Origin of the sequence: Mameliella sp. MMSF_3455, from assembly GCF_030733205.1 — a bacterium.
Lineage (GTDB): Bacteria > Pseudomonadota > Alphaproteobacteria > Rhodobacterales > Rhodobacteraceae > Antarctobacter.
Genome location: NZ_JASHJL010000007.1, coordinates 42781 through 68973 on the forward strand (window position 1 = coordinate 42781; position 26193 = coordinate 68973).

The window sequence follows — 26193 nt, forward strand, 5'->3', positions numbered from 1 at the left end:
GCTCGGGGGCGCCTGCCGCGCCCCCGGCCTGAACGGAGGACAACATGGCAGATACGATGCAATTCGACCTGGTGTCGCCCGAGCGCCGCCTGCTGTCGACCGAGGCGACCTCGGTTCAGATCCCCGGCGCCGATGGCGACCTGACCGCCATGCCGAACCACGCGCCGCTGATCACCACGCTGCGCCCCGGCATCCTGACGGTCGAGACCGCCAAGGGGTCGGAGCAGTTCGTCGTGACCGGCGGGTTCGCCGAAATCGGCGAGAGCCTCTCGGTCCTGGCCGAAAAGGCCCTGCCGCGCGAGGATGTCGACCAGGCCACCTACGAGGCCCTGGTGGACGAAGCTCACCGCATCTACCAGCAGACCAAGGAAACCGCCGAGGATCCGGGCCTGGTGGATGACGCGGTCAAGCTGCTGCAGGACATGGTGGCTGTCGGCTCTCATATCGGTCTGGACCCGAAACAGCCCTCGATCTGAGGCACCGGACAGACTATTCTGACAAGGCCCTGCCACCCGGCGGGGCCTTTCATTTTTGTGACCCGCCGGTTTTTTGCGGTGGCCCCGGGACAAACAACATGGAAACGAAACGCGGCGCCGTCTGGTTCATCCTGGCCACGATCCTGCTCGATGCCATCGGTATCGGGCTGATCTTTCCCATCATGCCCGACCTGATGGCCCGCGTGGGGGCGGGGGATACCGCCACCGGTGCCTTCTGGGGCGGTGTCCTGCTGGCAACCTACGCCGGCGCGCAGTTCCTGTTCTCGCCCGCGATGGGCGGTATTTCGGATGCGCTGGGGCGCAAGCCGGTTCTGCTGGTCACACTGGCGGCGCTGGCGGTCGACTACGTCATCATGGCCTTGGCAGGCACGTTCTGGCTATTGCTGGTTGGGCGCTTCCTCGCCGGGGTGGCTGGCGCCACCTACATCACAGCCTCGGCCTACCTGGCCGATATTTCAGCGCCCAAGGACCGCGCCGCGAACTTTGGCCTGATCGGGGCGGCCTTCGGGGTGGGTTTCATTTTCGGCCCGGCACTGGGGGGGCTTTTGGCCGGCGTCCACGTCACTGCGCCCTTTTGGGCGGCGGCGGGTCTGGCGGCGGCGAATTTCCTGTTCGGCCTCCTTGTCCTGCCCGAAAGCCTGCCCGTCGAGAAGCGTCGCGGCTTCGACCGCAAGGATCTCAACCCCTTCGGCAGCATCCTGGCAGCCGCACGTCTGCCCGGGCTGGGCCTGCCGCTGTTCGGCCTCTTCCTCTTCGAGTTCGCCAACATGGTCTACCCGGTGCTCTGGGCCTTCTGGACGCGCGAGGCCTTTGGCTGGCCCTCGCCCCTGATCGGCCTGTCGCTGGCGGCCTACGGCGTGGGTGTCGTCATCACGCAGGGCGGGTTGATGCGGGTGATGATCCCGCGCATCGGCGAATGGCGCACCCTGATGGTTGCGGTGGCCGCGGGCGTCGTTGCCTCTGTCGCCTACGGGTTCATTTCGGCGGCCTGGCTGGTCTGGGCCTTCCTGCCGTTTGCCTGCCTGTCCGACATGGCTCCGCCCAATGCCACCGGCATCGCTTCGAACCTGGTGGACGAGGCGCGGCAAGGAGTGTTGCAGGGCGTCATTGCCAGCCTCAGCGCGGTGGCGGCCATCACCGCGCCGCTGATCGTGACCCCACTGTTCCGGACCTTTGCCGCGCCCGACGCGGCGGTCTACCTGCCCGGGGCACCTTTCCTCATGACGGCCCTGCTGCTCGTTCTCAGCGCGCTTGTTTTCTGGCCACTGCGCCCGGGTCGGCAGCCGTCTACCACCGTCTGAAACCAGGTTCTCCCACCGACTTGCATGAATGGGTGCGATCTGACAGATCGCATGTAACCGGCCCGCCAAGGTGTCGGCCCGCGCGGAAAATCTCTCATGGTATTCGACACAAGCGCCCTGCTGCGCGAGTTCATCACGCTCCTCGTCGTCATCGACCCGATAGGGTCGCTCCCGGTGTTCTACTTTGCCGCCTCGGCCGTGCCCAGGGCGCTTCACTGGCGTTTTGCCCTGCGGGCCGTCTTTGTCGCGTGGGTCGTGCTGATGGGTTTCCTGATCGGGGGCCAGCTGCTGCTCGAAGGCGTCGGTCTGCGCTTCGGCTCTTTCCAGATCGCGGGCGGGATCGTCCTGTTTCTCTTTGCCCTGACGATGATCTTTGGCGAGTCGAAACCCGACCGCGAGATCGAAGAGGCCGGGCGCAGCGACCTGTCGGGGGCCATCTTTCCCTTGGCGATGCCGTCCATCGCCTCGCCCGGGGCGATGCTGGCCGTGGTTGTGCTGACCGACAACCACAAGAACTCCATCCCCGATCAGATCGTGACTGCGGGCCTTCTGACCATCGTGCTTGGCATAACGCTTCTGCTGCTCTTGTTGGGCTCGGTGCTCAAACGGGCTCTCGGCAACTCTGGGGCCTCCGTGATTTCGCGCGTGATGGGCATCATCCTGGCAACGGTGGCCGTGGATGCGGTACTGGGCGGGCTGGCCGAGGTGGGCGTTCTCAATCTGCAATCCGGATCCGGACCGCTCTGACCGGAAACCGGCGCCCCGCCTTCACATTTCCGCCCGATTGCAGAACTATGCCGCGTGGAATGACGAAGGGCAGGACATGAAGAAACTGACCGCCAGCCGGGTCGGGATCGACCAGGGAGACGAGGAAGTCTTTTCCGAATTTGCCACCGGCCGTGACATGTGGACGGGGGAGGGCAACCGCGAGCGCCGCAAGTCCGTCCGCTTTTCCGAACCGTTCCGGATGCCGCCAACGGTCCAGGTGGGCATGTCGCTCTGGGACATGGATCAACGTGCAAACATTCGCGCGGACATCAAAGCCGAGAAGGTGACGAAAACCGGATTCGACCTCGTGTTTCGCACCTGGGCCGATACCCGGGTTGCGAGGGTTCGCATGAATTGGCTCGCCATTGGCGAGATCAAGAATGAGGACGACTGGGACCTCTAGACGCCCGAGGGCATCGGGCGCGCGTCCAGTTCCCGCGCACCAGAGCGGTGTTCCCTCACCTTATCCCGACATGGACCGGTCCGTGCCGGTTGGAGGGGGCGAGGCAAGTGATCTTGCCCGGCCCCGTTGGTCCGGGGATCAGAGAATGCCTTCGTAGATCGGCCCAAGCGTTTCGGTCTCGAACAGAGACGAGACAGAGGTGCCGTTCCAGATGTTCAGGATCGACTGTGCGAACAGCGGCGCAGTCGGCAGGATACGGATGTTGGGGGCCCCGGCCACCGCGTCGGTCGGCTGGATCGAGTCCGTCAGAACCAGCGATTTCATCACCGACTTGGTCACGCGCTCGACAGCGGGGCCGGACATGACGCCGTGGCTGATATAGGCGTGCACCTCGGTCGCGCCGTGTTCCATCAGGACCTCGGCCGCCTTGCAAAGCGTGCCGGCGGTGTCGCACATGTCATCCACGATGATGCAGCGCTTGCCCTCGACGTTGCCGATCACCGTCATCTCGGCCACTTCACCGGGCTTCTCGCGGCGCTTGTCCACGATCGACAGCGGCGCCTCGATCCGCTTGGCCAGTTCGCGCGCACGGGCCACGCCGCCCACGTCCGGCGAGATCACCATCACTTCGCTCAGGTCCTCGAACTGGTTCTTGATGTCGATGGCAAAGATCGGCGAGGCATAGAGGTTGTCGACGGGAATGTCGAAGAAGCCCTGGATCTGCGCCGCGTGCAGGTCCATCGTCAGCACCCGCTCGATCCCGGCCTCGGCGATCATGTTGGCCACCAGCTTGGCGGTGATCGGCGTGCGGGCCTTGGTGCGGCGGTCCTGGCGGGCGTAGCCGAAATAGGGGATCACGGCGGTGATGCGCGCCGCCGAAGACCGGCGCAGCGCATCCGACATGATCAGCAGTTCCATGAGGTTGTCGTTCGCCGGGTTCGAGGTGCTCTGGAGGATGAACATGTCCTCGCCGCGGACGTTCTCGAAGACCTCGACAAAGATCTCCTGGTCGTTGAACCGCTCGACGCGGGCGTCCACAAGGCCGACGCTCATGCCGCGATACAGCGACATGCGGCGGGCGATGGCCTGTGCCAGCGGCTTGTTGGCGTTGCCTGCGATCAGTTTGGGTTCGATGACGGTGGGCATGTGATGCGTCCTCGGCGGATGACGGATTCGTGACGATATTGCGGTCCCGTTAGCATGGGCCTACGGTCGGCGCCAGCACAGGCACCGGAAGGCGACAGCATGGCTCATATCGACTACTTCTTCTCCACGATTTCCCCCTTTTCCTATTTTGCAGGCATGCGACTGGAAGAGATCGCCGCGAAGCACGGCGCCAGCATCGCGTACAAACCCGTCGATATCGTCGCCCTCTTTGGTCGCACCGGGGGTGTGACCCCTGCGGAACGGCATCCCAACAGGCAGGCCTATCGCCTGCAGGAGATCGAGCGCACCGCGAAGAAAACCGGCCTGCCCGTGAATACCAAACCCGCGCATTTCCCGACCAACCCGGCACCGTCCTCCTATGCGGTGATTGCCGCCCAGAAGGCAGGCGGCGGTGACATGGGCAAGCTGGTGCACGGATTGCTGGCGGCCTGCTGGGCGCAGGACAAGGACATCGCCGAGGATGCGGTGATCAAGGCCTGCCTGTCGGAGGCCGGATTCGACCCGTCGCTGGCGGATACCGGGCTGCTGGCCGGGGCCGAAACCTATCCCGCCAACCTCGAAGAGGCGGTCGAAAAAGGTGTCTTCGGGGCGCCGACCTATGTCGTGGACAGCGGCCAGGTCTTCTGGGGCAACGACCGGCTGGACGATCTGGACGCGCACCTTGCGGGCAAGCTCTGATGCGCGACGCAGGCCCGGAAACGGCGCTGCATTGGCGGGACTGGGGACAGGGGCCGGCGAATGTGCTGGCCCTGCATTGCGGTCTTGGACAGGGCGGCATGTGGAAAGCCGTGGCGCAGGCGCTGGAAGACCGGTGTCGTTTCCGTGCGCCTGACCTGCCGGGGCATGGCCGCAGCCCGTCCTTCCCCGAAGGCGAGGACGTTCACGACGCGGCTTGCGCAGCGCTCCGCCCGCACCTGACCGACGGCATCCACCTGGCGGGCCACAGCTTTGGCGCAACGCTGGCCCTACGGCTGGCGCTGGAGGCGCCGGAGCGTATCGCCTCGCTCCTGCTGATCGAGCCGGTGTTCTTTGCCGCGGCCCCAGACAACGCGCTGAAGCGTGACCACAAGTCCGCCGAGGAAGCGCTGTACGTCGACGTCGACACCGGGAACCTCCTGCAGGCCGCGCGCGGTTTCAACCGGCTGTGGGGTGGGGGCGTGCCCTGGACCAGTTTCCCCGAGAAGGTGCAAAGGGGCATGGCCGCCCAAATGCCCTTTGTCCGCGCGACAGAGCCCGCCCTGTGGGGGGATCGCGCCGGGATGCTGGCCCCTGGCGGGCTGGAAAAGCTGACCTTTCCGGTCACGCTGTTGCGGGGGGCTGACACCGTGCCAATCATTGCCCAGGTGCACCGGGGCCTGATGGCGCGCCTGCCGATGGCCACGGAAATGGTGGTCGGCAGGGCAGGCCACATGGTACTGACGTCGCATCCCCAGGCCGTGACGCAGGCGCTGTCAGAGCAACTTGGCGCGCTGCCCTGACCCGCCGCCCGGTCAGGTGCGGATGCGCCAGCCGGTCTTGAAGATCCACCAGACCGCCGCCAGGCAGATCGCGGTGAACCCGGCGATCGCCAGCAGGCTGACCGCGATCGGCACATCCGCCAACCCGAAGAACGACCACCGGAACCCCGACACCAGGTAGACCACCGGGTTGAAGTAGGCCACCGTCTGCCAGGCCGGGGGCAGCATCGAGATCGAGTAGAAACTGCCACCCAGGAAGACCAGGGGCGTCACCACCAGCAGCGGCACCAGTTGCAACTGTTCAAAGTTGCGGGCCCAGATCCCGATGATGAAGCCCAGCAATGAGAAGCTCACGCAGGTCAGCAGCAGGAAAATGACCATCGACACCGGGTGCAGGATCTGCAGGTCGACGAAAAACGCCGCCGTGCCCAGGATCACCACGCCGATGAACAGCGCCTTGGTCGCCGCCGCGCCGACAAAGCCCAGCACGATTTCAAGGAAATTCACCGGGGCCGAGAGCAGCTCGTAGATGGTGCCGATGAATTTCGGAAAGTAGATCCCGAAACTGGCGTTGGAAATGGCCTGCGTCATGACCGACAGCATGATCAGCCCGGGCACGATGAAGGCGCCGTAGCTGACCCCCTCCACCTGGTCGATGCGTGATCCGATGGCGGCCCCGAAGACCACGAAGTACAGCGAGGTCGAGATGACCGGCGAGACGAAGCTTTGCAGGATGCTGCGAAAGAAACGTGCCATCTCGAACTTGTAGATGGCCCAGATCGCGGGAAGGTTCATGCCGCGCTCTCCTCTTCCTGCCGGGCGACCAGCCCGACGAAAATATCCTCGAGCGAGTTCTGCGCCGTGTGCACGTCGCGCACCTGGCATCCCGCCTCGACCAGAAGGCCCATCAACCGCCCGATGCCCGTACGGTCGGCCCCGGTGTCGTAGCGGTAGGTCAGGCTGCCGCCATCCTCGCTCAGCCGCAGGTCATAGTCCGAAAGGGCAGGGGGCACTCTGTCGATCGGGTCGGTCAGCTCGATGGTCAGTTCCTTCTGGCCCATGCGGGTCATCAGGCTGGCCTTGTCCTCGACCAGCAGGATCTCACCCTTGTTGATGACGCCCACCCGGTCGGCGATGGCCTCGGCCTCTTCGATGTAATGGGTGGTCAGGATGATGGTCACGCCATCGCGTTTCAGTTCGGCCACCGTGTCCCACATGTCCCGGCGCAGTTCCACGTCCACGCCCGCCGTCGGCTCGTCCAGGAAGAGCACGCGCGGTTCATGCGCCAGCGCCTTGGCGATCAGCACCCGGCGTTTCATCCCGCCGGACAGTTCCATCACCTTGGCGTTGCGCTTGTCCCAGAGCGACAGCCGCCGCAGGATGCGTTCGATCAGCGTCTCGTCGGGCCGCTTGCCGAACAGCCCGCGCGAGAACCGCACCCCGGCGATGACCGTCTGGAACGGCTCCAGGTTCATTTCCTGCGGCACCAGTCCGACCAGGCTGCGCGCCTCGCGGAACTCTGTCACCACGTCATGTCCGCCCACCCGGATGCTGCCGTCGGTGATGCGGGTGATGCCGCAGATCGCCGAGATCAGCGTGGTCTTGCCCGCGCCGTTGGGGCCGAGCAGCGCCAGGATTTCGCCTTCCTCGATGTCGAGCGAGACGCCCTTGAGCGCCTCGAAGCCGCCATCGTACCGTTTCCGCACATCGCGGATCTCTACCGTGGGCATGGTCCGCCCTCCTTGTTCGCACGGGTGCAAACTAAACCTAACGACGTGATGCGCAATTGAGCAGAAATGCATAGGGCACATGCATGTCGCAAACAGACTGGCACCCCCGGCCACCCCGTTCTAAGCCCCTTGCATGACCTCCATCACGACAGCCGCGATCAACCGCCCTGCGCTGGGCATCTTCTACATCTGTCTCGGGATCCTCGCGATTTCGGTCAACGACATGCTGATCAAGGTCCTGTCGGGCGGCTATCCGCTGCACCAGATGGTCTTTACCCGCTCTGCCATCGGGCTGGTCTTTACCTTCGGTTTCGTCTTTGCCGAGGGCGGGCTGGGCCTGTTGAGAACCGCGACACCGGGGCTGCACCTCTTGCGCGGGCTGCTCGTCGTCTGTGCCAACATGACCTATTTCTGCGCGCTGGCGGTGCTGCCGCTGGGTCAGGCGACGGCGCTCTTCTTTGTCGCGCCATTGATGATCACGCTGCTGTCGATCCCGATCCTCGGCGAAAAGGTGGGGCCGCTGCGGATCGGCGCGGTGATTGTGGGCTTTGCCGGGGTGATCATCATGCAGGAGCCGTGGAAGGCCGACCTGTCGGTGTCACGTCTTGTCATGCTTCTGCCGGTGATCGCGGCGGCATTCTACGCGCTGATGCAGGTGCTGACCCGGCGGTTGGGCATGACCACGCGCGCCTCGGCGCTGGCGGTCTATATCCAGGGCACCTTCCTGATGGTCTCGGCGGTGTTCTACCTGGTTGCCGGCGACGGGCGCTATGCCGAGGGCATCCAGAACGAAAGCCTGGTGTTCCTGCTGCGCGCCTGGGTCTGGCCCACGCCGGACGATTGGCTGGTGTTCCTGGGGCTGGGCGTCTGTTCGGGTGTGGTGGGCTATTGCCTCAGCGCGGCCTACCGGCTGGCCGACGCGGCGACCATCGCACCGTTCGAATACATCGGCCTGCCGCTGGCGATCTTGTGGGGCTGGATGATCTTCGGGGAATGGCCGGTCCCGGCCACCTGGGCCGGGTGCGTGCTGATCATCGGCGCCGGGGTTTTTGTCTTTCTCCGCGAACAGGCCAAGGCCCGCCCCATGCCGGGCCGCCGGGCCCGCTGGGGGCGCCGCTAGCGCCGGTTCAGAGCGCGCGCAGCCGCACCGCGATGCTGGCCTGCCGTCCGGCCAGAGAACCCAGCGGATCAAGTTCGGGGTGGGTGTCCAGCACCTGCGCCATGGCTGTCTGCGCGCGCTCCAACTGTGCCTTGCCGCCTTGCCGGTCGCCCTGCGCCAGCGCCGCCAGACCCAGTTCATGCCGCGCCGTGGCCGCAACGGCCAGCGCTGCCGAACTGGCCGCGCCCTCGCTGCTCATCGCCATGCCCTCGGCAATGTCGGCGGCCTGGGCATAGTCCCCGGCGCGCAAGAGGCTGTGGGCATATTCCAACTGGATGCGTGGCAGGAAAGGCCCCGCGCTGCTCATCAGCCTGGCATATTGCCGGTTTGCCTGGCCGTAGTCGCCCTCTTCCAGCGCCGAGCGGGCCACGAAATAATTTTTGCGAAAGCCCGAAGCGTTGCCCTCTGCGGTGTCACAGGCCGCCAGCGGCAACATCACGCCAAACGCCATCAGCGCCGGCATCACCCGTCCCATCATCATCTGCTCTGTCCTCAACGTCGCCAAGGTTTGCCTTGATCGCCGGTCATGATACCACCTGACCGGGGGCGGCGTCCACGAAAACCCAAGCCCGCCCGTGGGATGGATGGAAAACCGTGATACGCTGGCTGGCCTGGCTCCTGACACCGCTGACCCTGGCCGCCGCGATATGGGCCGGGAACACCCTGTATCGGACGCTGCAGGACCCGTTGCCCGCACCTCGCACGGCACCTTTGTCCACGCCGGACACGGGGCTGGCGCTGGACCTGCCACAGCCACAGCCGCCGATGCGCTGGCCCTCGCTGTTCGGCAGCTACAAGCCGCCGGAACCGCAGCCGCCAAAGCCGCCCGCACCGCCCGTCGTCGATGAACCGCAGCCGCCCGCGCCGCCCATCGACAGCCTCGGTTTTGCGCTGAAAGGCGTGGTCAGCAACGGCGACAGCAGCTGGGCCATCGTCTCGCACCCCACGGGCGAAAGGCTGATGCGGGTGGGCGATACGCTGGCCGATGGCATCACCGTGACCGCGATCGAGGCGGGGGGCATACGGCTGGACAATCACGGCGCCCCGGCCTTCCTGTCCTTCACCGACTGAGCCCGCCACCCGGGGGGAGACAAGCCGTCCGTTTCGCGATATGTTGCGCGCAACGACCGCGAAAGACGCGGCAAGAATATAATCGAGAGGGCACGAAAGTGCGGGCAGGAACTTCGGTCGACATGGCCGGCCCCCGGTGGGTGCGGTCGTGGTGCGTGGCGCTACTCCTAGCAATTCTGGTGACGGTTCCGGGGCTGACCCGTGCGCAGGGCGCGCTGGACCTGCGCGACGCGGACCTGCGCAGCTTTGTCGAGATCGTGTCAGAGGCCACGAACCGGAATTTCGTCATCGACCCGGGCGTGCGCGGCACCGTGACCGTGCTGGCGCCGGAAAACGTCACCCCCGCCGCATTGTACGAGATCTTTCTCAATGTGCTGGAGGTCAACCGCCTGACCATCGTCAAGGGCGTCGATGCCGACCGGATCGTCCCGCTGACCACGGCGCGCGAGCTTTCGCCCGGTGTCGCCGGATCCGGCGTCTATGAAACCCGGGTGATCCGGGTCAACCACATCCCGGTGTCTGAGGTGGTCGAGGTGGTCCGGCCGCTTCTGCCGTCCGAGGCGGTGATTTCCACCGTCCCCGACGCGCGGCTGATCATCCTGTCGGACCGTGCGGGCAACCATCGCCGCATTCAGGCGCTGATTTCGGAACTCGATCAGCCCCGCTCCGAGCCGATCGAGATGATCCGCCTGCGCAATGCCGACGCGCGCGAGGTGCTGCAGGTGATCCAGTCGATGGGCATCGTCCCAGACGGCGCCAGCGTCAGCGTCGACGCGCGGTCCAACGCGCTGTTGGTGCTGGGGCCGCAATCGCTGCGTGAACAGGTGCGCGTGCTGGCCGGGCGGCTGGACGCCCAGCAGAACAGCCAGCAAAGCCGGGTCGTGCAGGTCAACTATGCCCAGGCGGCGACCTTGGCCGATGTGGTGTTGCGCAGTTTCCAGGGCGACGGCACCGGCGGGCAGATCCGCATCGTGCCAGAGCCGGGCACCAACTCGCTGCTGATTTCCGCCCCGGCCGACCGGATGCATGAAATCGTCGCGATGGTGCAGCATCTCGACCGCCGCCCGACGCAGGTGCTGGTCGAGGCGGTGATCTTCGAGATGTCGGTGGATGGTTTTGCCGATCTTTCGGTCCAGTTCGGCACGATCCTGAACGACGCCATCGTCGGTGGCGTGCAGTTCGCGCTCGAAGGGCGGCCCAGCCTGACCAGCCTCGTGTCCACCGTCCTGAACGGCGATGCGCCCAACCCGGGCAACGGCGGCGTGATCGGCGGCCGGGCGGGGGACTCCCACACCGGCATCGCGGGCCTGCTGACCGCCATCGCCGAAACCCGCAGCACGCGGCTTCTCTCGACCCCCTCGATCCTGACCCTGAACGGGCAGGAGGCGGAAATCGTGGTGGCCCAGAACGTGCCCTTCGTCACCGGCCAGTTCACCCAGGTGGGGCAGGGCGCCGTGCAGGAGCCGTTCCAGACCATCGAACGCCAGGACGTCGGCCTGACCCTGAACGTGACCCCGCAGATCAACGCCGACGGTACCGTGCGGCTGGTGATCAAGCAGGAGGTGTCGAACCTGACCAATGCCACCTCCTCGGCGGGCGGAGAGATCACCGCAAAACGTGCACTGTCCACCACCGTGTTGGTGCGCGACGGCAACGTGATCATGCTGGGCGGGTTGTTGGAAAACGGCTTTGGCTCCAACGCGCAGCGGGTGCCGGGGGTGTCCAAGCTGCCCGTCGTGGGCGGTCTGTTCCGGGGCAAGTCCGGGTCCAAGAACCAGCGCGTCCTGCTGGTCATGCTGCGGCCCCGGATCGTCAGTTCCGACCGCGAGGCGACACGCCTGACCCGCGAACTGGCCCGCGAGGCGAAACGGGCCAGCTTGGCGATCCAGCCCGAAGACAGCACCCGGTTCCCGCAGACGCCGCTGGGCGCGCTGCCCTTTGACGGTGCCGACCTGAACCAGCCCTTCGACGAGACCTTCATCGACAAGGCGGCGCGGAGCAAGAATTATCCGCCGCTGCCCAGCCGGCTGAAGTTCAACGGCAAATACTAGGCCAAAAGCCGGTGCCCGTCCGGTTTCCTTCAAGGGAGCCGGCGCCGGCGGTGGGCAGGAGCCTGAGTGTTCCTCTTGCGGCACTGGTCGAATTGCAGGCACAAAGATGGCGGATCCGCAGAACATGGCCCCCTCAATGCCCGAAGATCACCCGCCTTCCTTCGCACAGGCCCTGCTGCCCTATGCCTTTGCCCGCGATCACGGCGTGGCGCTGGATGGCGGGCGCGTCGTAGCGGGGCCGGGGGTCTCTGTGACGGGCCTGCGCGAGGCGCAGCGCCGCGCGGGACTGGCCGCGCCGCTGGACCGAGAGGATGCGACGGGCTTCGAGGCGGTGCTGGCACGGCTCTATCATTCCGGGGCCCGCGACGGCGAGGCGGAGGGCGTCACCTTCGATCTTGTCGACACCGCCGGTGACACGCGCGGCCGCGACCTGCTGGAGGATGCCGAGGAAGCGCCGGTGATCCAACTGGTCAACCAGCTCTTGCGGCAGGCGGTTCTGGATGGCGCATCGGACCTGCATATCGAACCGCACGAGGGCGGTTTGCGCGCGCGAATGCGCCTGGACGGGTTCCTGAAAACGGTCATGGACCGCGCCGACGTGCCGGTGAAACGCGTGGTCTCGCGGCTCAAGGTCATGGCGGGGCTGGACATCGCCGAAACCCGGCTGCCGCAGGACGGACGCATCCCGTTGCGGCTGGGGGGACGAATGATCGACACGCGGGTCAGTTCGCTGCCCGGCAACTATGGCGAACGCATCGTTCTGCGCATTCTCGACCGGGCGGCGGGGCTGATGCCTCTGGACCGGCTGGGGCTGGACGCCGGCCAGATCGCGCTCTTGGAACGGCTCGCCGCCACCCCCAACGGCATCATCCTGGCAACCGGGCCCACCGGCGCGGGCAAGACCACGACGCTCTATTCCCTGCTGAAGCTGGCCGACCGCGAGGAACGCAACATCGTCACGGTCGAGGATCCGATCGAATACGACCTGACCGGGATCAGCCAGACCCAGATCAACGCCGAAATCGGCATGAGCTTTGCCGCCGGACTGCGCGCCACACTGCGGCAGGACCCGGATGTGATCCTGGTTGGAGAGATCCGCGACACCGAAACCGCCAGCACCGCCGCGCAGGCGGCACTGACCGGGCACCTCGTGTTTTCCTCGCTGCACGCCAACAGCTCGGTGGCGGCGGTGGTGCGCCTGCGGGACCTCGGGCTGGAAAACTTCCTGATCGCGGCCACATTGCGCGGGGTAATCGCACAGCGTCTCTTGCGCAGGCTGTGCCCCGAGTGTCGCAGATCGCACCCGCCGTCATCTAGCGAGGCGGCGCAGTTCGACCGTGTGGATTTGCCCCTGCCCACACTGCTGCACGATGCGCAGGGCTGCGGTGCCTGCAATGGTACCGGCTATGCCGGGCGGCTGGGCATCTTCGAGATCCTCGAAGTGGGCGAGGACCTGCGCGAAGAGATCAACCACGGCGCGGGCGAGGCTGCGCTCTGGGCCTCGGCCCTGCCGCCGCGAAATCGGCTGATCGGCCAGGCATTGCGCGCCGTGGCCGCGGGCCAGACCAGCCTTGCCGAGGCGCTGCGCGTGGTCGGGGACGGCGCGTGAGGGCCTTTGCCTATACAGCCTACACCGCCGAGGGACGGCGCAAGTCCGGCACCCTGGTCGCCGAGACAGAGGCCCATGCCTCGGACCAGCTCAAGGCACAGGGGCTCTATGTTTCCGAGCTGACGGCGCGAACACGCGCCGCGCGTGGGCCAGTGCTGGGCCGCGCCCGGCTGTCGCGCGACCTGCAGGCGGTCTTCACCCGCCAGATGGCGGTCCTGCTGGGGGCGGAAATGGCGGTGGACGCGGCATTGGGCACGTTGAAAAGCGCCGGAAGCACGGCGGCGCTGGACCTCGTGGTCGCGCGCGCACAGGCCGCCCTGCTGGAAGGAGAACCGCTGTCGCGGGCGCTGGAGCACAGCGGCGCTGGCTTTCCCCGCTACTACCTTGCCGCCGTGCAGGCGGGCGAAAGGGCAGGGGAATTGTCCAGCGTCTTCAACAGTCTGGCCGATCACCTTGAAACTGCCCGCAGCGATCGGGCGCAGTTGGGGTCGGCCCTGGTCTACCCGGCTTTCGTGGCGGTGGTCTCGGTGCTGGTGGCGGGGGTGCTCTTCGTGACCGTCGCGCCCGAGATCGTGGCGCTGTTCGAAACATCGGGGCGCCCTCTGCCTGACCTGACGCGCGTCATGATGGGCTTTGCCCGTTGGGTCGAAGCGCAGTGGCCCTTGCTGGCCGCCGTCGCGCTGGGCCTGTCGGGTCTGATCCTGCTGAGCGGGCGCATCGCCGCCCTGCGAGAGAGGCGGGACAGGCTCTTGCTGCGCCTGCCTCTGGTGGGCGGGCTGATCCAGCAGGCGGCGGCGGTGCAGTACCTGCGCACGCTGGCGCTGGTGCTGGAGGCACGCCACACGGTGCCCATCGCCATCGACAGCGCCGGGTCGGTCCTGACCATCACCCGGTTTCGCATCGAGGCGGAACAGGTCGCAACGTCAGTCCGAGCCGGGGAATCCCTGTCCGATGCGCTTGCCGCGCTCAGTTTCGTGCCGCCGGTGGCGCGCCAGCTGATCGGCGCCGGAGAGGTCTCGGCCCGGCTGGCGCGGATGGCGGGACGCGCGGCGGCCTTGGTCGAAAACGGCCTCTCGACACGGCGCAAGCGGATCGCGTCGCTGATGGAACCGGCGCTGATGATGGTTGTCGGGGCCATGGTGCTGGTGATCGTCCTGTCGGTGCTCTTGCCGATCTTCGACTTGCAGACCCTCGTCGCCCCGTGATCCCAGACCCACAACTGTTGCTGATATGCCCTTGAGGTGATGCCTAAGATCTTTGCTGCAATGGGCTGGCGCGATTAACCTTTTGATCGTGGGTTGTCGGGGCAAAGATGGTTTCGCCTCGCCTTGTGTCGCCAGAAAGCCGCACTTCGCGGGTCGCTTTGCGGAATTCGCCCGGTCGCCGGTACGCCAGCCTTTCCCGACGTAATCCGCTCGGCTACGCAAGTGCCACAAAAGATCGGTCAGCCGTGATCAAAACTGCGCCCAGCTCCGGGCGCCTGGCAGAGGCAAGGCCGATACGGGACGAGGGGAATACGGTATGTCGGCGATTCAGCGGGTTCTTGGGGTTTGTCTGTTCTGGCTCATGGCGGCGCTGTCGCCAGCGGCGGCACAGTCGCAACCGACACTGGCAACCCAGTTCTCCCCCTCGATCATCGGTCCCGGCAACGTCTCCGAGCTGACATTCACCATCACCAACGGCGCCGGTTCGCCCGTGACCGATCTCGGCTTTACCGCCGTCCTGCCGGCCTCGGTGACGCTGGTGGGCTCTGCCTCTGACGACGGCGGCTGCGCCATCGGCACACTGGTCGCGCCGGGTGGCGGCGGGACGGTCTCGCTGTCGGATTCGGCCATTGGCGCCTCGTCCAGCTGTACGATCACCGTCAACGTCACGTCCAGCACGCCGGGCACGCATACGCTTCCGGCCATTACCCTGCTGTCTTCGGCGGGCAACTCGATGTCGCTTGCGACCGACCTGACGGTCGATGCCTCGCGCCCGGGGTTCAGCAAGAGCGTGTCGCCCGGCACGCTGGACATCGGCCAGACCACGACTGTCACCTATACGATCGACAATTCGCTCAACGCGGCATTCGCCAGCAGCCTGTCCTTTTCCGAGACGTTTCCGTCCGGCCTCGTCATTGCCAGCCCGGCCAATGCTGCCTCGACCTGCAACTTCTTTGGCGTACCCACGGTGGACGCCACGCCGGGCGGCTCGTCGCTGTCCGTGAGCGGCGGCAGCATTGGGGCGAATGCCACCTGTACCGTCACGGTCGACCTGCTGGCGATGGGGGCCGGACAGTTCGACCTTGAATCCGGAAATCTTTCCGGCGCCGCCCCGGGCTTTTTCTCGGACGGCAGCAGCTATGCCAGCGTGACGGTCAACACGCCCACGGGCGTGGGTGTGGTCAAGTCCTTTGCCGCCGGTCCAGTGACGGCCGGGGGCAGCACAACCCTGGACTTCACGCTGACCAACTACGACCGCTCCGGCACCGCCACCGGGATCACCTTTACCGATGATCTCGACGCGATGTTGAGTGGAGCGGTCGCCTCTGGCCTGCCGTCGGCGCCCTGCGGTCTGGGCTCTTCGCTGAGCGGCAGCGGCCTGCTGACCCTCGCGGGCGGCACGCTCGCCCCCGGTGACTCCTGCAGCTTCAGCGTGACAGTCGATATTCCGGGTGGCGCGGCCGCGGGCGAATACGTCAACACGACCAGCGCGGTGACCGCCTCGATCGGCGGCGTGCCCAGCGTCGGCTCGGCGATCGGCCAGGATACGCTGACGGTCGAGGCGGCCCCCGCGGTGCTGCCCCCGGTCCTGACAAAGGTCTTCCAGAGCGATCCGCTGCTGCCGGCGACCACGGTCGAAGTGGTCTACACCCTGACAAACCCCAACGCCGGCAGCGCCCTCAGCGGTCTGGGATTCACCGATGACAATAGCGACCTGCTGAACTCGGGGTCGGGATCGGTCGTCGGCCTGGGCAACGCGGTCGGCATTATGGGCAGTGGCATCGCGGTTCCGGGCGATTGCACCGGACAGCTCAGCTCGATCCCGAACTCGACCCTGCCTTCGCCGCCTTTCCCGGCTCTGGCCTCCGCGGGCTTCGTCTATACCGGCGGCAGCCTTGCTGCCGGGGCAAGCTGTTCCTTCACGATCACCTACGACACCGGCACGGCGCTGGACAACGGCACCTATTCCGCGCCGAGTGACGTGATCCTGTCGAACGAAGCGGCAGATGGTGACCCGGCTCAGGCCTCCTTTACCTGGGGCGCGGGTGACGTGGATCTGACGCTGACCAAGGGGTTCCAGGACAACGCCGCGCAGACCGGCGCGCTCGTCAACATCGACTTCATCCTGAACAACGGCGAACAGACCGCCACCGACATCAGCTTTACCGACGATCTGGATGCATTCCTGCCCGGCTCCACCTTTTCCTCGGTGGTCAGCGATGGCTGCGGGTTCAGCTCGGTCACCGGCACGTCTACCGTTACCTTTTCCGGTGCGTCGGTCGCGATCAGCGACAGCTGCACCACCACCATCGCCGTGACGCTCGGGGCCGGGGCGGACGGCACCTATACCAACACCACCAGCGACCTGACCGCGAACATCAACGATGCAGGGGCCGCGCTCCTGCCGAACACGGCGGCCTCTGACAGCATCGACGTGACCGGTGCGGACAGCCAGCTGCCGCGGTTCGAGATCGCCTTTCCCGATGGACCCGCCATCGCGGGCCAGACGGTTACCCTGCGCTACACGATCACCAACCCCAACCTGAGCAGCCCGTCGGGCGATGCCTCCAGCATCACCTTCACGCATGCTCTTGGGGACATCCTGTCCGGGGTGTCCGCCACATTGCCCCCGGCCAGCGACACTTGCGGGGGCACAATGACAAGCATTACGTCCGTGTTGGTCTACAGCGGCGGCGCGGTCGCCGCAGATGCAAGCTGCGTGATCGAACTTGACGTGCTGGTGCCCGCAGCCGCAGCCGACGGCACCTACACCACCGCGACCGGCAGCCTGACGTCCAATTTCGGCACCACCGATCCGGTGGGCACGCAACTGGAGGTTCAGAGCGAGCTGCTCGGCCTCGCCAAGAGCTTTGTCGACGATCCGGTTGTCTCCGGCGATCAGGTCACGCTGGAATTCACCGTTACCAACCTCGACACGACGCGCGCCGCCAGCTCGATCGCCTTTACCGACGACCTGAACGCGATGCTCGCCGGGGCAAGCTACGACAGCACGCTGTTCGACAACTGCTCTGGCACCCTGACCGGGACGGGGACCTCCCTTGTCGATGTGTCCGGCATCTCGTTGGCGGCCGGCGCCAGCTGTACCATCAGCCTGGCGGTCACGGTGCCCGCCGCGGCGGCACCGTTGAGCACGGCGATCAACACCACCAGTGACGTCACGGGCACGATCGCGGGCCTGGGCGTCACCGGCGCAGCGGCCACCGACACGCTCAGCATTGGCGCCGGGCTGGCGCTGAGCTTTGGCAAGTCTTTCGACGGTGACGCCGTCGCGGGCGGCAGCGCGGTCCTGACCTTCGAGATCGTCAACAACAGCTTGGTCGGTGCGTCCAACGTCTCGTTCTCGGATGATCTGGACGCGATGCTGACCGGCGCGACGGCGACGGGGCATTCGGCCAGCGCCGGCTGCGGCGGCGGCGTTTTGTCTGGCTCCTCCTTCCTGACCTTCGCGGGCGGCAGCATCGCCGCCGGGCAGACCTGCACCCTGACCGCCACCGTCAATGTTCCCGCCGCGACCGCGCCCGGCTCTTATGGCAACACGTCCAGCCAGCTTTTCGTCGCGGGCCTCCCGACCTCGTTGCCCGCCTCGGCCAGTCTCAGCATTCAGCCCGCGCCGACCTTTGCCAAAGCTTTTGCGCCGGACACGGTCTTCGTGTCGCAATCGTCGACCTTGACCTTCACCATCGACAACAGCGCCTCGAGCCTCTCGGCAAGCAGCCTCGACTTCACCGACGCGCTTCCGGCCGGGGTCGTCGTTGCCTCCAGCCCGAATGCCTCGACCACCTGCACCGGCGGCACGCTGACCGCCACGGGCGGCAGCGGGACGATCTCCTATACCGGCGGAACGGTCTCAGCCGGTACGACCTGTACCGTCTCTGTCGATGTGACGACCACGACGGCGGGTGCGCATGTCAACACCAGCGGCGACCTGACCTCCAGCAGCGGCAACTCCGGTCCTGCGTCAGACACCCTGACGGCCGAGCCGCAGCCCCTCTTCGACAAGAGCTTTGCCGCCAGTGCCGTCGCGCTGAGCCAGACGACCACGATGACCCTGACCATCGACAACAGCGGCGCGTCGATTGCCGCGACCGGGCTGGACGTCACCGACAACCTGCCCGCAGGGATGCTCGTCGCCGTGCCCGCCAATGCCTCGACCACCTGTACCGGCGGTACCCTGACCGCCACCCAGGGCACCAGCACGGTCAGCTATACCGGCGGCACCGTCGCCGGCGGCGCCACCTGTACCGTCACGGTCGACGTGCTGGCCACCGCGGTCGGCTCGTCCTCCAACGTCACCGGCGACCTGACCTCCTCGGCGGGCAATTCCGGCAACGCGGGCGCAACCCTGACGATCGTGCCGCAGCCCGGTTTCGAAAAGGAATTCACCCCCGACCTGATCGCCGACGGTTTCTCGAGCACGCTGGTCTTCGAGATCGACAATAGCCAGTCGGTCCTGGCCGCCACGGCGCTGGACTTCACCGACAACCTGCCCGCCGGGGCCGAGGTGGCGGCGACGCCCAATGCCTCGACCACTTGTACCGGCGGCACGCTGACCGCCACGGGCGGCAGCGGGACGATCACCTATACCGGCGGCACTGTGGCCGCTTCGTCGATCTGTACGGTTCAGGTGGACGTAACCGCCACCACCACGGGCCTGCTGAACAACACCTCGGGGGATCTGACCTCCAGCCTGGGCAACTCCGGTAGTGCCTCGGACACGCTGGCTGTCGTGCCGCCGCCTGCCTTCACCAAGGTCTTTGCCCCGGACACGCTGGGCGCGGGCCAGGTCAGCACGCTGACCTTCACCATCGACAACGATCGCCCGGCGACGCTGGACGCCACCAACCTGGCCTTTACCGACAACCTGCCGGCGGGCGTCGTCGTCGCCGCCACCCCGAATGTCGTCAACACCTGTTCGGGCACCGTAACCGCGGTGGCGGGCAATGGGTCGATCTCGTTGACCGGTGGCCAGCAGCTGGCGGGCGGGGCCTGCACCATCGCGGTCGACGTGGTTGCGGCCGCGGCAGGCAACTACACCAACACCAGCGGCGACCTGACCTCTTCGATGGGCAATTCCGGCCCCGCGACCGACGTGCTCTTTGTCATGCCGCAGCCCGGCTTTGCCAAGAGCTTTGCCGACCCGGCCATCGCGCTGGGCTTTGACACCACGCTGACCTTCACCATCGACAACAGCACCTCGATCATCGACGCCACGGCGCTGGATTTCACCGACAATCTGCCTGCGGGCGTGCAGGTCGCGGCGACGCCGGCGGCCTCGACCACCTGTACCGGCGGCACGCTGACCGCCACGGGCGGCGCGGGCACCATCGGCTACAGCGGCGGAACAGTCGCCGCCGGGGCCACCTGTACCGTCGCGGTGAACGTGACCGGCACGGCAGTGGGCGCGCAGGTGAACACCAGCGGCGATCTGACCTCCTCGCTGGGCAACTCGGGCACCGCGAACGCGACCCTGACCGTCGTTCCGCAGCCCGTCTTCACCAAGGTCTTTGCTCCCGACACGATCAACCTTGGCCAGTCCTCGACGCTGACCTTCACCATCGACAACAGCGGTTCCATCCTTGACGCCAGCGGGCTCGATGTCACCGATCCGCTGCCGACGGACCTGGTGGTGGCGGCGACGCCCAATGCCTCGACCACCTGTACCGGCGGCACGCTGACCGCGACGGCCGGCGCCTCCAGCATCAGCTACACCGGCGGCACCGCCCCGGGGACGACCACCTGTACCGTCAGCGTCGACGTGACCCCCGCCACCGCCGGGGACTTCGTGAACACCACGGGCGACCTGACCTCGGTGCTGGGCAATTCCGGCACCGCCGCCGACACGCTGACCGTGATCACCCCCGAGATCGGGCTGAGCGGCTCCATCGGCGGCGCCGTGGCCGACGGCGGCACCCTTGACCAGGGCACGTTGGACGCGGGCACGCAGCAGAGCCTTGTCCTGACCGTCTCGAACACCGGCACCGATGCCCTGACGCTGGCCGCCGCGCCCGTGATCTCGGGCGCAACCAACGTCGTGGTGGACAGCGTCACCGGGCCGTTGGCGACCACCGTGCCGATTGGTGGCGATACCACGATCACCATTCTCTACACGCCCGCCACGGCGATCCAGACCGACCCGACCACGACGCTGCCGTTCAGCTTTGACCTCTCGCTGGGCAACGACGACGTGGACGAGGCGCCCTATGACATCACCGTCTCGGGCACCGCGCAGGATGTCACCGCTCCCACCGGCTATAGCGTGGCCTTCGACCAGGACCCTGTGAACATCGCCAACCAGGCAGCGGTCAGCTTTACCTTTGCCGGGGCCGAACCGGGGGCGGATTACGCCTATACCATCACCTCGGATGGCGGCGCAGGCAGCGTGGCCGGCAACGGCACCATCGTCACGGCGACCGACACGATCACGGGCGTCGACGTCAGCAGCCTGCCGGACGGCACGCTGACCCTGACCGTGGCCCTGACCGACGCGGCCACCAATGTTGGCCCCGATGCCACCGACACCACGACCAAGGACGCCACCGCGCCCACCGCCCTGGCCATCGACACGCCGCTGGCCGGTGACGCCGTGGTCAACGCGGCCGAGGCAACCGCGGTGACGGTCTCCGGCGGGTCGGTCGATCTGCCGGACGGCACCGTTGTCAGCCTCGCGGTCTCCGATGGCGGCGCGGGCCTCGTGACGGGAACCGCGAGCATCACCGGCAACGCCTGGTCGGCCGTGCTGAACCTGTCGGGGCTGGCGGACGGACCGCTGACCGTGACCGCGGATGCCTCTGACCCGGCAGGCAACCCGGCGCCCCAGGCCTCCATCTCGGCCACCAAGGACACCGGCATTCCCGGTGTCACCATCGACACGCCCATCGCGGGCGATGACGTGATCAATACCGCCGAGGCAGGGGCATTCACCGTCTCCGGCACGGTGTCAGGAGTGGCCGACGGCACCCTCGTGCGCCTGATCCTGCGCGATACCGGCGGCGCGGCCGTCTACAACCGGCAAGCCACCGCCACCGGCGGCACCTACAGCATCTCCTTCGACATCTCGGCGCTGCCGGACGGAGACTATGACCTTTCTGCCGATGTCACGGATGCGGCGGGCAACCCGGCGGTTCAGGCCGTGACCACGATCACCAAGGATGGGCTGGCCCCCTCGATCGAGATCCAGGATCCCGATCCCTCCGTGGCCGACAGTCTCTATGCCAACGCGGTGAACGCCGCCGAGGCGGCGGCCTTCACCGCCTCGGGTGTCGCCCTCAACGCCGCGGATGCGGTGCAAGTGGTCATCACCGCCACCGACGGCGCGACGGGTTCCGTCTCCGTCACCACCGGCCTCACCGCCGGTCCGGGGGCCTTCCACAGCTGGTCCGACGCGCTCGACATTTCCGGGTTGGCGGATGGCACCATCACCCTGACAGCCGAGGTCTTCGACAGTTCGGGCAACAGCTCTTCGGCGACCACCACCTTCCTCAAAGACACGACGCCGCCGGCGGGCTATTCCGCCAGTTTCGACCAGGACCCGGTGAACATTGCCAACCAGGCCGCTATTGGCTTTACCTTTGCCGATGCAGAGGTCGGGCCTGGCGTGACCGGGACGGATGTCACCTTTGACTATACAATCACGTCCGATGGCGGCGGCACGCCTGTGGCCGGCTCCGGCACGATCACCAGCGCCACCCAGCAGGTGACAGGCCTCGACCTCTCCGGCCTGGCCGATGGCACCCTGACGCTGAGCGTCACGTTGACCGACTTCAAGGGCAACACCGGTGCCGCAGCCACCGCGACCGCGACCAAGGACACCAACGCCCCGGTCCTGGCCATCGCCACCCCGATCGAGGGCGATGACGTGATCAACGGCGCCGAGGCCGCAACGGTGGTGATTTCTGGCACCTCCGGCGATCTGCCCGACGGTGCCGACGTGGCCGTCGCGGTGGCCGATGCGGCCAGCGGCAATGTTGCCGGCACGGCCAGTGTCACCGGCGGCGCCTGGACCCTCACGATGGACCTGACCGGCCTGGCCGATGGTGCGCTCAGCGTCACCGCCGACGCCACCGATCCGGCGGGCAACCCTGCGCCGCAGGCCACCGCCAGCGTGTCCAAGGACACGGTCGCGCCCTCGGGCTACACCGCCACTCTGGATGACGATCCGGTCAATGTCGCCAACGAGACCGCCACCGGCTTTACCTTTGCCGGGGCCGAGGTGGGCGCAACCTATGCCTTCACCATCACCTCGGACGGTGGCGGCGCGCCTGTCACTGGCACCGGCACCATCGCCACGGCGACGGAGCAGGTCACCGGGCTGGACCTCAGCGGGCTGAACGACGGCACCCTGACGCTGACCGTCGCCCTGACCGACCCGGCGGGCAACACCGGTCCCGACGCCACTGACGAGGCGCTCAAGGATGCCACCGCGCCTGAACTGACCATCGACATCCCGCTGACGGCGGACGGCGTGATCAACGCGGCAGAGGCCGGCGCCCTGGCCGTCACCGGCACCTCGACCGGGCTGGCCGATGGCACGCCGGTCGCGGTCACGGTTGGCGACGGTAGCGCCACTGTCATCGGCACCGCCACCGTAAGCGCCGGCACCTGGACCGTGACGCTGGATCTTTCCGGCCTCGCGGACGGCCCGCTGAGCCTGACGGCAGACGCCTCGGACGCTGCCGGCAACCCCGCGCCGCAGGCCACGGCCACGGCCACCAAGGACGCCACTGCGCCCACCGGCTATGCCGTGACCTTCGACCAGGACCCGGTGAACAACACCAACCAGGCGGGTGTCGGCTTTACCTTCGCCGGGGCCGAACCCGGGGCCGCCTTTGCCTATGCCATCACCTCGGACGGCGGGGGCGCGCCCGTCACCGGCAGCGGCACCATCGCCACGGCGACGGATCAGGTCACAGGGCTGAACCTCAGCGGGCTGAACGACGGAAGCCTGACGCTGACCGTGGCCCTGACCGACCCGGCGGGCAACACCGGCCTCGACGCCACGGAGACCGCCGTCAAGGACGCCGAGATTCCCACCGCCACCCTGGCCGGACCGCTGGACGCGCAGGCCGATCCCTTCCCGGTCACGCTGACCTTCTCAGAGGACGTGACGGGCCTTGCCCTGACCTCGGTCCAGATCACCAACGGCACGGCCTCGGCCCTGACCGGCAGCGGTGCGGACTACGGCTTTACCGTCACGCCCGACCACGACGGCCCGGTGGAAATCTCGGTCGATGCGGGCGCCGCGGCGGATGCGGCGGGCAACCTTGCCACCGCGGCCGCGCCGATCACCGTGACCGCCGACCTGACCGGCACCCCGAACCCGAATCCGCTGCCCGATGCGGACGGCGACGGCATTCCGGACCTCTTCGAAACCGGCGACCGCGACGGCGACGGCATCCCCGACGACCAGGACTTTGACCCGCAGGGCTATTTCTACTGCGAGGATGACGGCCGCATCATCCCGGGGGGCGGGTTCACCGTCACCGGGCCGTCGGGCGCCAACAGCACGCTGGGCACCACGAACTTCATCAACATCACCCGCGACGGATCGACGGGCGAGTTGCAGTGGTTCGCACTGCGCCCCGGGACCTACACCATGTCGGTTGTCTACCCGACCGCCGTGGGTATCCCCAGCACCGCGCGCACCTCTTCGGGCACGCTGGACCTGACCACGCTCTTGCCGGACAACCCCGCTTCCATCGGCTCGTCCGAGGACGGTTCGACCGGCTTCCTGGCGGATACATCGTTGGCGGCCAACCCGGAATTCTACACCAGCTTCGTGATCGAACCGGGCGATCCCTATGTCGTCGGCAACAACATTCCGATGACCCAATGCGCCGAAAACGCGGTCACGCTGAGCGCGGCCACCGACGGGTTGGAGGCCAATGCCGGCACTCCCACCGACGTGACCTTTACCCTGACGCAGGCGCGCGCCTCGACCCAGGACACGGTCGTCAGCTACAGCGTCGGCGGCACCGCCACCCCGGGGACGGACTTCACCGCGCTTTCGGGCACGGCCACGATCCCGGCGGGCGAGACCTCGATCACCATCACCGTTCCGGTGCTGGAAGACGGCGAGATCGAAGGCCCGGAAACCGTGGTCCTGACGGTCGATGCCCTGGTCTCGGGTGACCTGACCACGATCCTTGGCAGCACGCTGACCCAGACCGCGACCATCACCGACGATGATTTTGCGGACATCGCCGTGACCAACGACGATCTCGTCACCAACGAGGGCGGCGGCGACGATGCCACCATGACCTTTGCACTGATGGGGACACCGACATCGCCGGTCACGCTCAGCTTTGCGGGCGACAGCCAGTGTACCGTTGCCCCGGCCACCATGACCTTTACCGCGGCCAACTATGCCACGCCGCAGGCGCTGACGATCCGCGCCATCAACGATGAAAAGGTCGAGGGTCCGCACAGCTGCCAGCCCACGGTCGCCGTCAGTTCGGCGGATACGCGCTATGACGGTGCGCCGCTGTCGCTGGCCGCCGTGACCATCACCGACGACCTTGTCGACCAGATCCGCGAGCCGCTGACGGAAATCCTCGAGGATGACCTGTCAGAGACCATCGACACCCAGTCGCGGGCCTTCAGCCGGATGGCAAAGGGCGCGCTGGACCGGCTGCAGGCGGGCCGCGACCTGCCCTGCGGCACGCTTCAGGCCTTTGACGTGGACGGCAGCATCCAGATCCAGGATGCCACCGGCAACGCGCGGGGCACCTTCGGCAGCGATCGCTACAACTGTGTTTCCGGCAGCCGCGAGATCCTGGACGGGACCTTCACGCTGAACAAGACCGAGGACACGGGCCTGCAGGCGCTGCTGCAATTCGCCTGGCAGCGGGAACGCTTTACCAGCGACACCTCCATCGCGGGCTACTTCATGGGCGGCTACTACAGCCGGACGGATGTCCGAGGGCTGGGGGATGGCTTGATCGACGGCTTCGGTGTCAACGGCGGTGTCTACGGTGCCCGCGGCTTTGGACAGGGCCTCTTCCTGGATTACTACATGGCCGGGGCCGCCGGGCGGCACAGCTTCGACATCAACTTTGACGCGACCACCGCGCCGATCAACGCGACCGGCGACTACACCTACCTGGCCGGCTTCGCGGGCCTCGGCATCTCGGGGCAGCGTGACTTCGACGGCTTCGTGATGAAACCGCGCGTCGGTCTCGACCTTGCCTATGCACGGGCCGGGGACGCGGATGTGACGGCGCGCCAGATGGGCCTGAGCCATACCGGCGCGATCCAGCTGGATGACTTCCGGGGCGCCCGCGCCACGGCGGAAATCCGGTTCGAAAGCCTCGCCACGCCCGACGGGTCCGAGGCCCTGGCCCAGCAGATGCGCACCGCCTTCACCCCGCGCCTCGCCTGTACGCTGTCCTCTTACGAGGACGAGGCGGACTGTGGTCTTGGCCTCGCTCTGGCATGGGAGCGCCGGGACGTCGCCAGCGGCATGACCTGGGGGCTGGAGGTGGATGTCGAAAAGATCGACGAGACCAGCCGCTTTGCCTTCAACGTCAAGCGCGAGCGACCCATTGCCAATGGCTTCGGCTCGGTGGTGACTCGGCTCTCGGCCCCTGCGGCACAGACCCTGCAGGTCGAACACGGGATAAAGCTGGACTGGTAGGCCTCGACTGGTAGGCAAGGAGGCGTGAACCCGACGCCCGGGTGATTGCGCACCGGGGCGCGGGCTGTGGCGACGGGTTTCTACCCGATGTGCCGACCTGACGCGGTCCTGCGCCGCTGTCC

General features: G+C 67.0%; 16 protein-coding genes. 12 read left to right on the plus strand and 4 right to left on the minus strand.

All coding sequences use genetic code 11. The features are described from left to right. The first annotated feature begins 44 nt into the window (after positions 1-44). The 4 genes from RBB42_RS06760 to RBB42_RS06775 all read left to right on the plus strand — a co-directional run bounded on the left by RBB42_RS06760 (position 45) and on the right by RBB42_RS06775 (position 2969). Positions 45-476 (plus strand): F0F1 ATP synthase subunit epsilon, encoded by a 432-nt coding sequence (locus RBB42_RS06760; RefSeq protein ID WP_305969265.1) that lies wholly within the window; start codon positions 45-47, stop codon positions 474-476. 98 nt (positions 477-574) lie between these two features. After that, complete coding sequence (locus RBB42_RS06765; RefSeq protein WP_305969264.1) at positions 575-1798, plus strand: MFS transporter; 1224 nt, start codon at positions 575-577, stop codon at positions 1796-1798. Positions 1799-1894: 96 nt separating this feature from the next. After that, positions 1895-2545, plus strand: coding sequence for a MarC family protein (locus RBB42_RS06770; RefSeq protein ID WP_305969263.1), 651 nt, complete (start codon positions 1895-1897; stop codon positions 2543-2545). 76 nt (positions 2546-2621) lie between these two features. Further along, complete coding sequence (locus RBB42_RS06775) at positions 2622-2969, plus strand: H-type lectin domain-containing protein (RefSeq protein WP_305969262.1); 348 nt, start codon at positions 2622-2624, stop codon at positions 2967-2969. 138 nt (positions 2970-3107) lie between these two features. On the opposite strand, the gene RBB42_RS06780 is transcribed toward RBB42_RS06775, so the two are convergent. Continuing rightward, positions 3108-4115: a ribose-phosphate pyrophosphokinase gene (locus RBB42_RS06780; RefSeq protein ID WP_305969261.1), complete on the minus strand. Its 1008-nt coding sequence runs from the start codon at positions 4113-4115 to the stop codon at positions 3108-3110. 99 nt (positions 4116-4214) lie between these two features. Between RBB42_RS06780 and RBB42_RS06785 the strand changes: the two genes are divergently transcribed. Both RBB42_RS06785 and RBB42_RS06790 read left to right on the plus strand, forming a co-directional pair. Beyond that, on the plus strand, positions 4215-4814 hold the full coding sequence (locus RBB42_RS06785) for a 2-hydroxychromene-2-carboxylate isomerase (protein WP_305969305.1): 600 nt from the start codon (positions 4215-4217) through the stop codon (positions 4812-4814). Next, positions 4814-5614: an alpha/beta fold hydrolase gene (locus RBB42_RS06790; RefSeq protein WP_305969260.1), complete on the plus strand. Its 801-nt coding sequence runs from the start codon at positions 4814-4816 to the stop codon at positions 5612-5614. The genes RBB42_RS06785 and RBB42_RS06790 overlap by 1 nt, the downstream gene beginning before the upstream one ends. 12 nt (positions 5615-5626) lie before the next feature. Here RBB42_RS06790 and RBB42_RS06795 read toward each other — a convergent pair whose 3' ends face one another. Then, positions 5627-6388: an ABC transporter permease gene (locus RBB42_RS06795; RefSeq protein ID WP_305969259.1), complete on the minus strand. Its 762-nt coding sequence runs from the start codon at positions 6386-6388 to the stop codon at positions 5627-5629. Next, entirely contained in the window at positions 6385-7323 is a 939-nt protein-coding gene (locus RBB42_RS06800; RefSeq protein WP_305969258.1) for an ABC transporter ATP-binding protein, read from the minus strand. The genes RBB42_RS06795 and RBB42_RS06800 overlap by 4 nt, the downstream gene beginning before the upstream one ends. Before the next feature lie 133 nt (positions 7324-7456). Here RBB42_RS06800 and RBB42_RS06805 point away from each other — a divergent pair, with 133 nt between their 5' ends. Then, positions 7457-8443 (plus strand): DMT family transporter, encoded by a 987-nt coding sequence (locus RBB42_RS06805; RefSeq protein WP_305969257.1) that lies wholly within the window; start codon positions 7457-7459, stop codon positions 8441-8443. Positions 8444-8450: 7 nt separating this feature from the next. On the opposite strand, the gene RBB42_RS06810 is transcribed toward RBB42_RS06805, so the two are convergent. Continuing rightward, entirely contained in the window at positions 8451-8963 is a 513-nt protein-coding gene (locus RBB42_RS06810; RefSeq protein ID WP_305969256.1) for an outer membrane protein assembly factor BamD, read from the minus strand. Between the two features lie 113 nt (positions 8964-9076). On the opposite strand from RBB42_RS06810, the gene RBB42_RS06815 reads away from it, so the two are divergent. The 5 genes from RBB42_RS06815 (at position 9077) to RBB42_RS06835 (ending at position 26071) form a co-directional block, all read left to right on the plus strand. Beyond that, positions 9077-9553 carry a type II secretion system protein N gene (locus tag RBB42_RS06815; protein ID WP_305969255.1) on the plus strand — a complete coding sequence of 159 codons (477 nt, stop codon included), beginning with the start codon at positions 9077-9079 and terminating at the stop codon, positions 9551-9553. Between the two features lie 155 nt (positions 9554-9708). Next, on the plus strand, positions 9709-11604 hold the full coding sequence (gene gspD, locus RBB42_RS06820; protein WP_305969254.1) for a type II secretion system secretin GspD: 1896 nt from the start codon (positions 9709-9711) through the stop codon (positions 11602-11604). 124 nt (positions 11605-11728) lie between these two features. Then, entirely contained in the window at positions 11729-13213 is a 1485-nt protein-coding gene (locus tag RBB42_RS06825; RefSeq protein WP_305969253.1) for a GspE/PulE family protein, read from the plus strand. Next, on the plus strand, positions 13210-14418 hold the full coding sequence (locus tag RBB42_RS06830; RefSeq protein WP_305969252.1) for a type II secretion system F family protein: 1209 nt from the start codon (positions 13210-13212) through the stop codon (positions 14416-14418). The genes RBB42_RS06825 and RBB42_RS06830 overlap by 4 nt, the downstream gene beginning before the upstream one ends. Positions 14419-14734: 316 nt before the next feature. Continuing rightward, on the plus strand, positions 14735-26071 hold the full coding sequence (locus RBB42_RS06835) for a DUF7933 domain-containing protein (protein WP_305969251.1): 11337 nt from the start codon (positions 14735-14737) through the stop codon (positions 26069-26071). Positions 26072-26193: the final 122 nt, after the last annotated feature.

Bases quoted from the DNA above. Each gene is read 5' to 3' on its own strand.
- RBB42_RS06775 (WP_305969262.1), top strand. From the start codon at position 2,622: ATGAAGAAACTGACCGCCAGCCGGGTCGGGATCGACCAGGGAGACGAG.
- RBB42_RS06790 (WP_305969260.1), top strand. From the start codon at position 4,814: ATGCGCGACGCAGGCCCGGAAACGGCGCTGCATTGGCGGGACTGGGGA.
- RBB42_RS06800 (WP_305969258.1), bottom strand. From the start codon at position 7,323: ATGCCCACGGTAGAGATCCGCGATGTGCGGAAACGGTACGATGGCGGC.
- RBB42_RS06765 (WP_305969264.1), top strand. From the start codon at position 575: ATGGAAACGAAACGCGGCGCCGTCTGGTTCATCCTGGCCACGATCCTG.
- RBB42_RS06805 (WP_305969257.1), top strand. From the start codon at position 7,457: ATGACCTCCATCACGACAGCCGCGATCAACCGCCCTGCGCTGGGCATC.
- RBB42_RS06785 (WP_305969305.1), top strand. From the start codon at position 4,215: ATGGCTCATATCGACTACTTCTTCTCCACGATTTCCCCCTTTTCCTAT.
- RBB42_RS06810 (WP_305969256.1), bottom strand. From the start codon at position 8,963: ATGATGATGGGACGGGTGATGCCGGCGCTGATGGCGTTTGGCGTGATG.
- RBB42_RS06760 (WP_305969265.1), top strand. From the start codon at position 45: ATGGCAGATACGATGCAATTCGACCTGGTGTCGCCCGAGCGCCGCCTG.
- RBB42_RS06825 (WP_305969253.1), top strand. From the start codon at position 11,729: ATGGCCCCCTCAATGCCCGAAGATCACCCGCCTTCCTTCGCACAGGCC.
- RBB42_RS06780 (WP_305969261.1), bottom strand. From the start codon at position 4,115: ATGCCCACCGTCATCGAACCCAAACTGATCGCAGGCAACGCCAACAAG.
- RBB42_RS06835 (WP_305969251.1), top strand. From the start codon at position 14,735: ATGTCGGCGATTCAGCGGGTTCTTGGGGTTTGTCTGTTCTGGCTCATG.
- RBB42_RS06795 (WP_305969259.1), bottom strand. From the start codon at position 6,388: ATGAACCTTCCCGCGATCTGGGCCATCTACAAGTTCGAGATGGCACGT.
- RBB42_RS06770 (WP_305969263.1), top strand. From the start codon at position 1,895: ATGGTATTCGACACAAGCGCCCTGCTGCGCGAGTTCATCACGCTCCTC.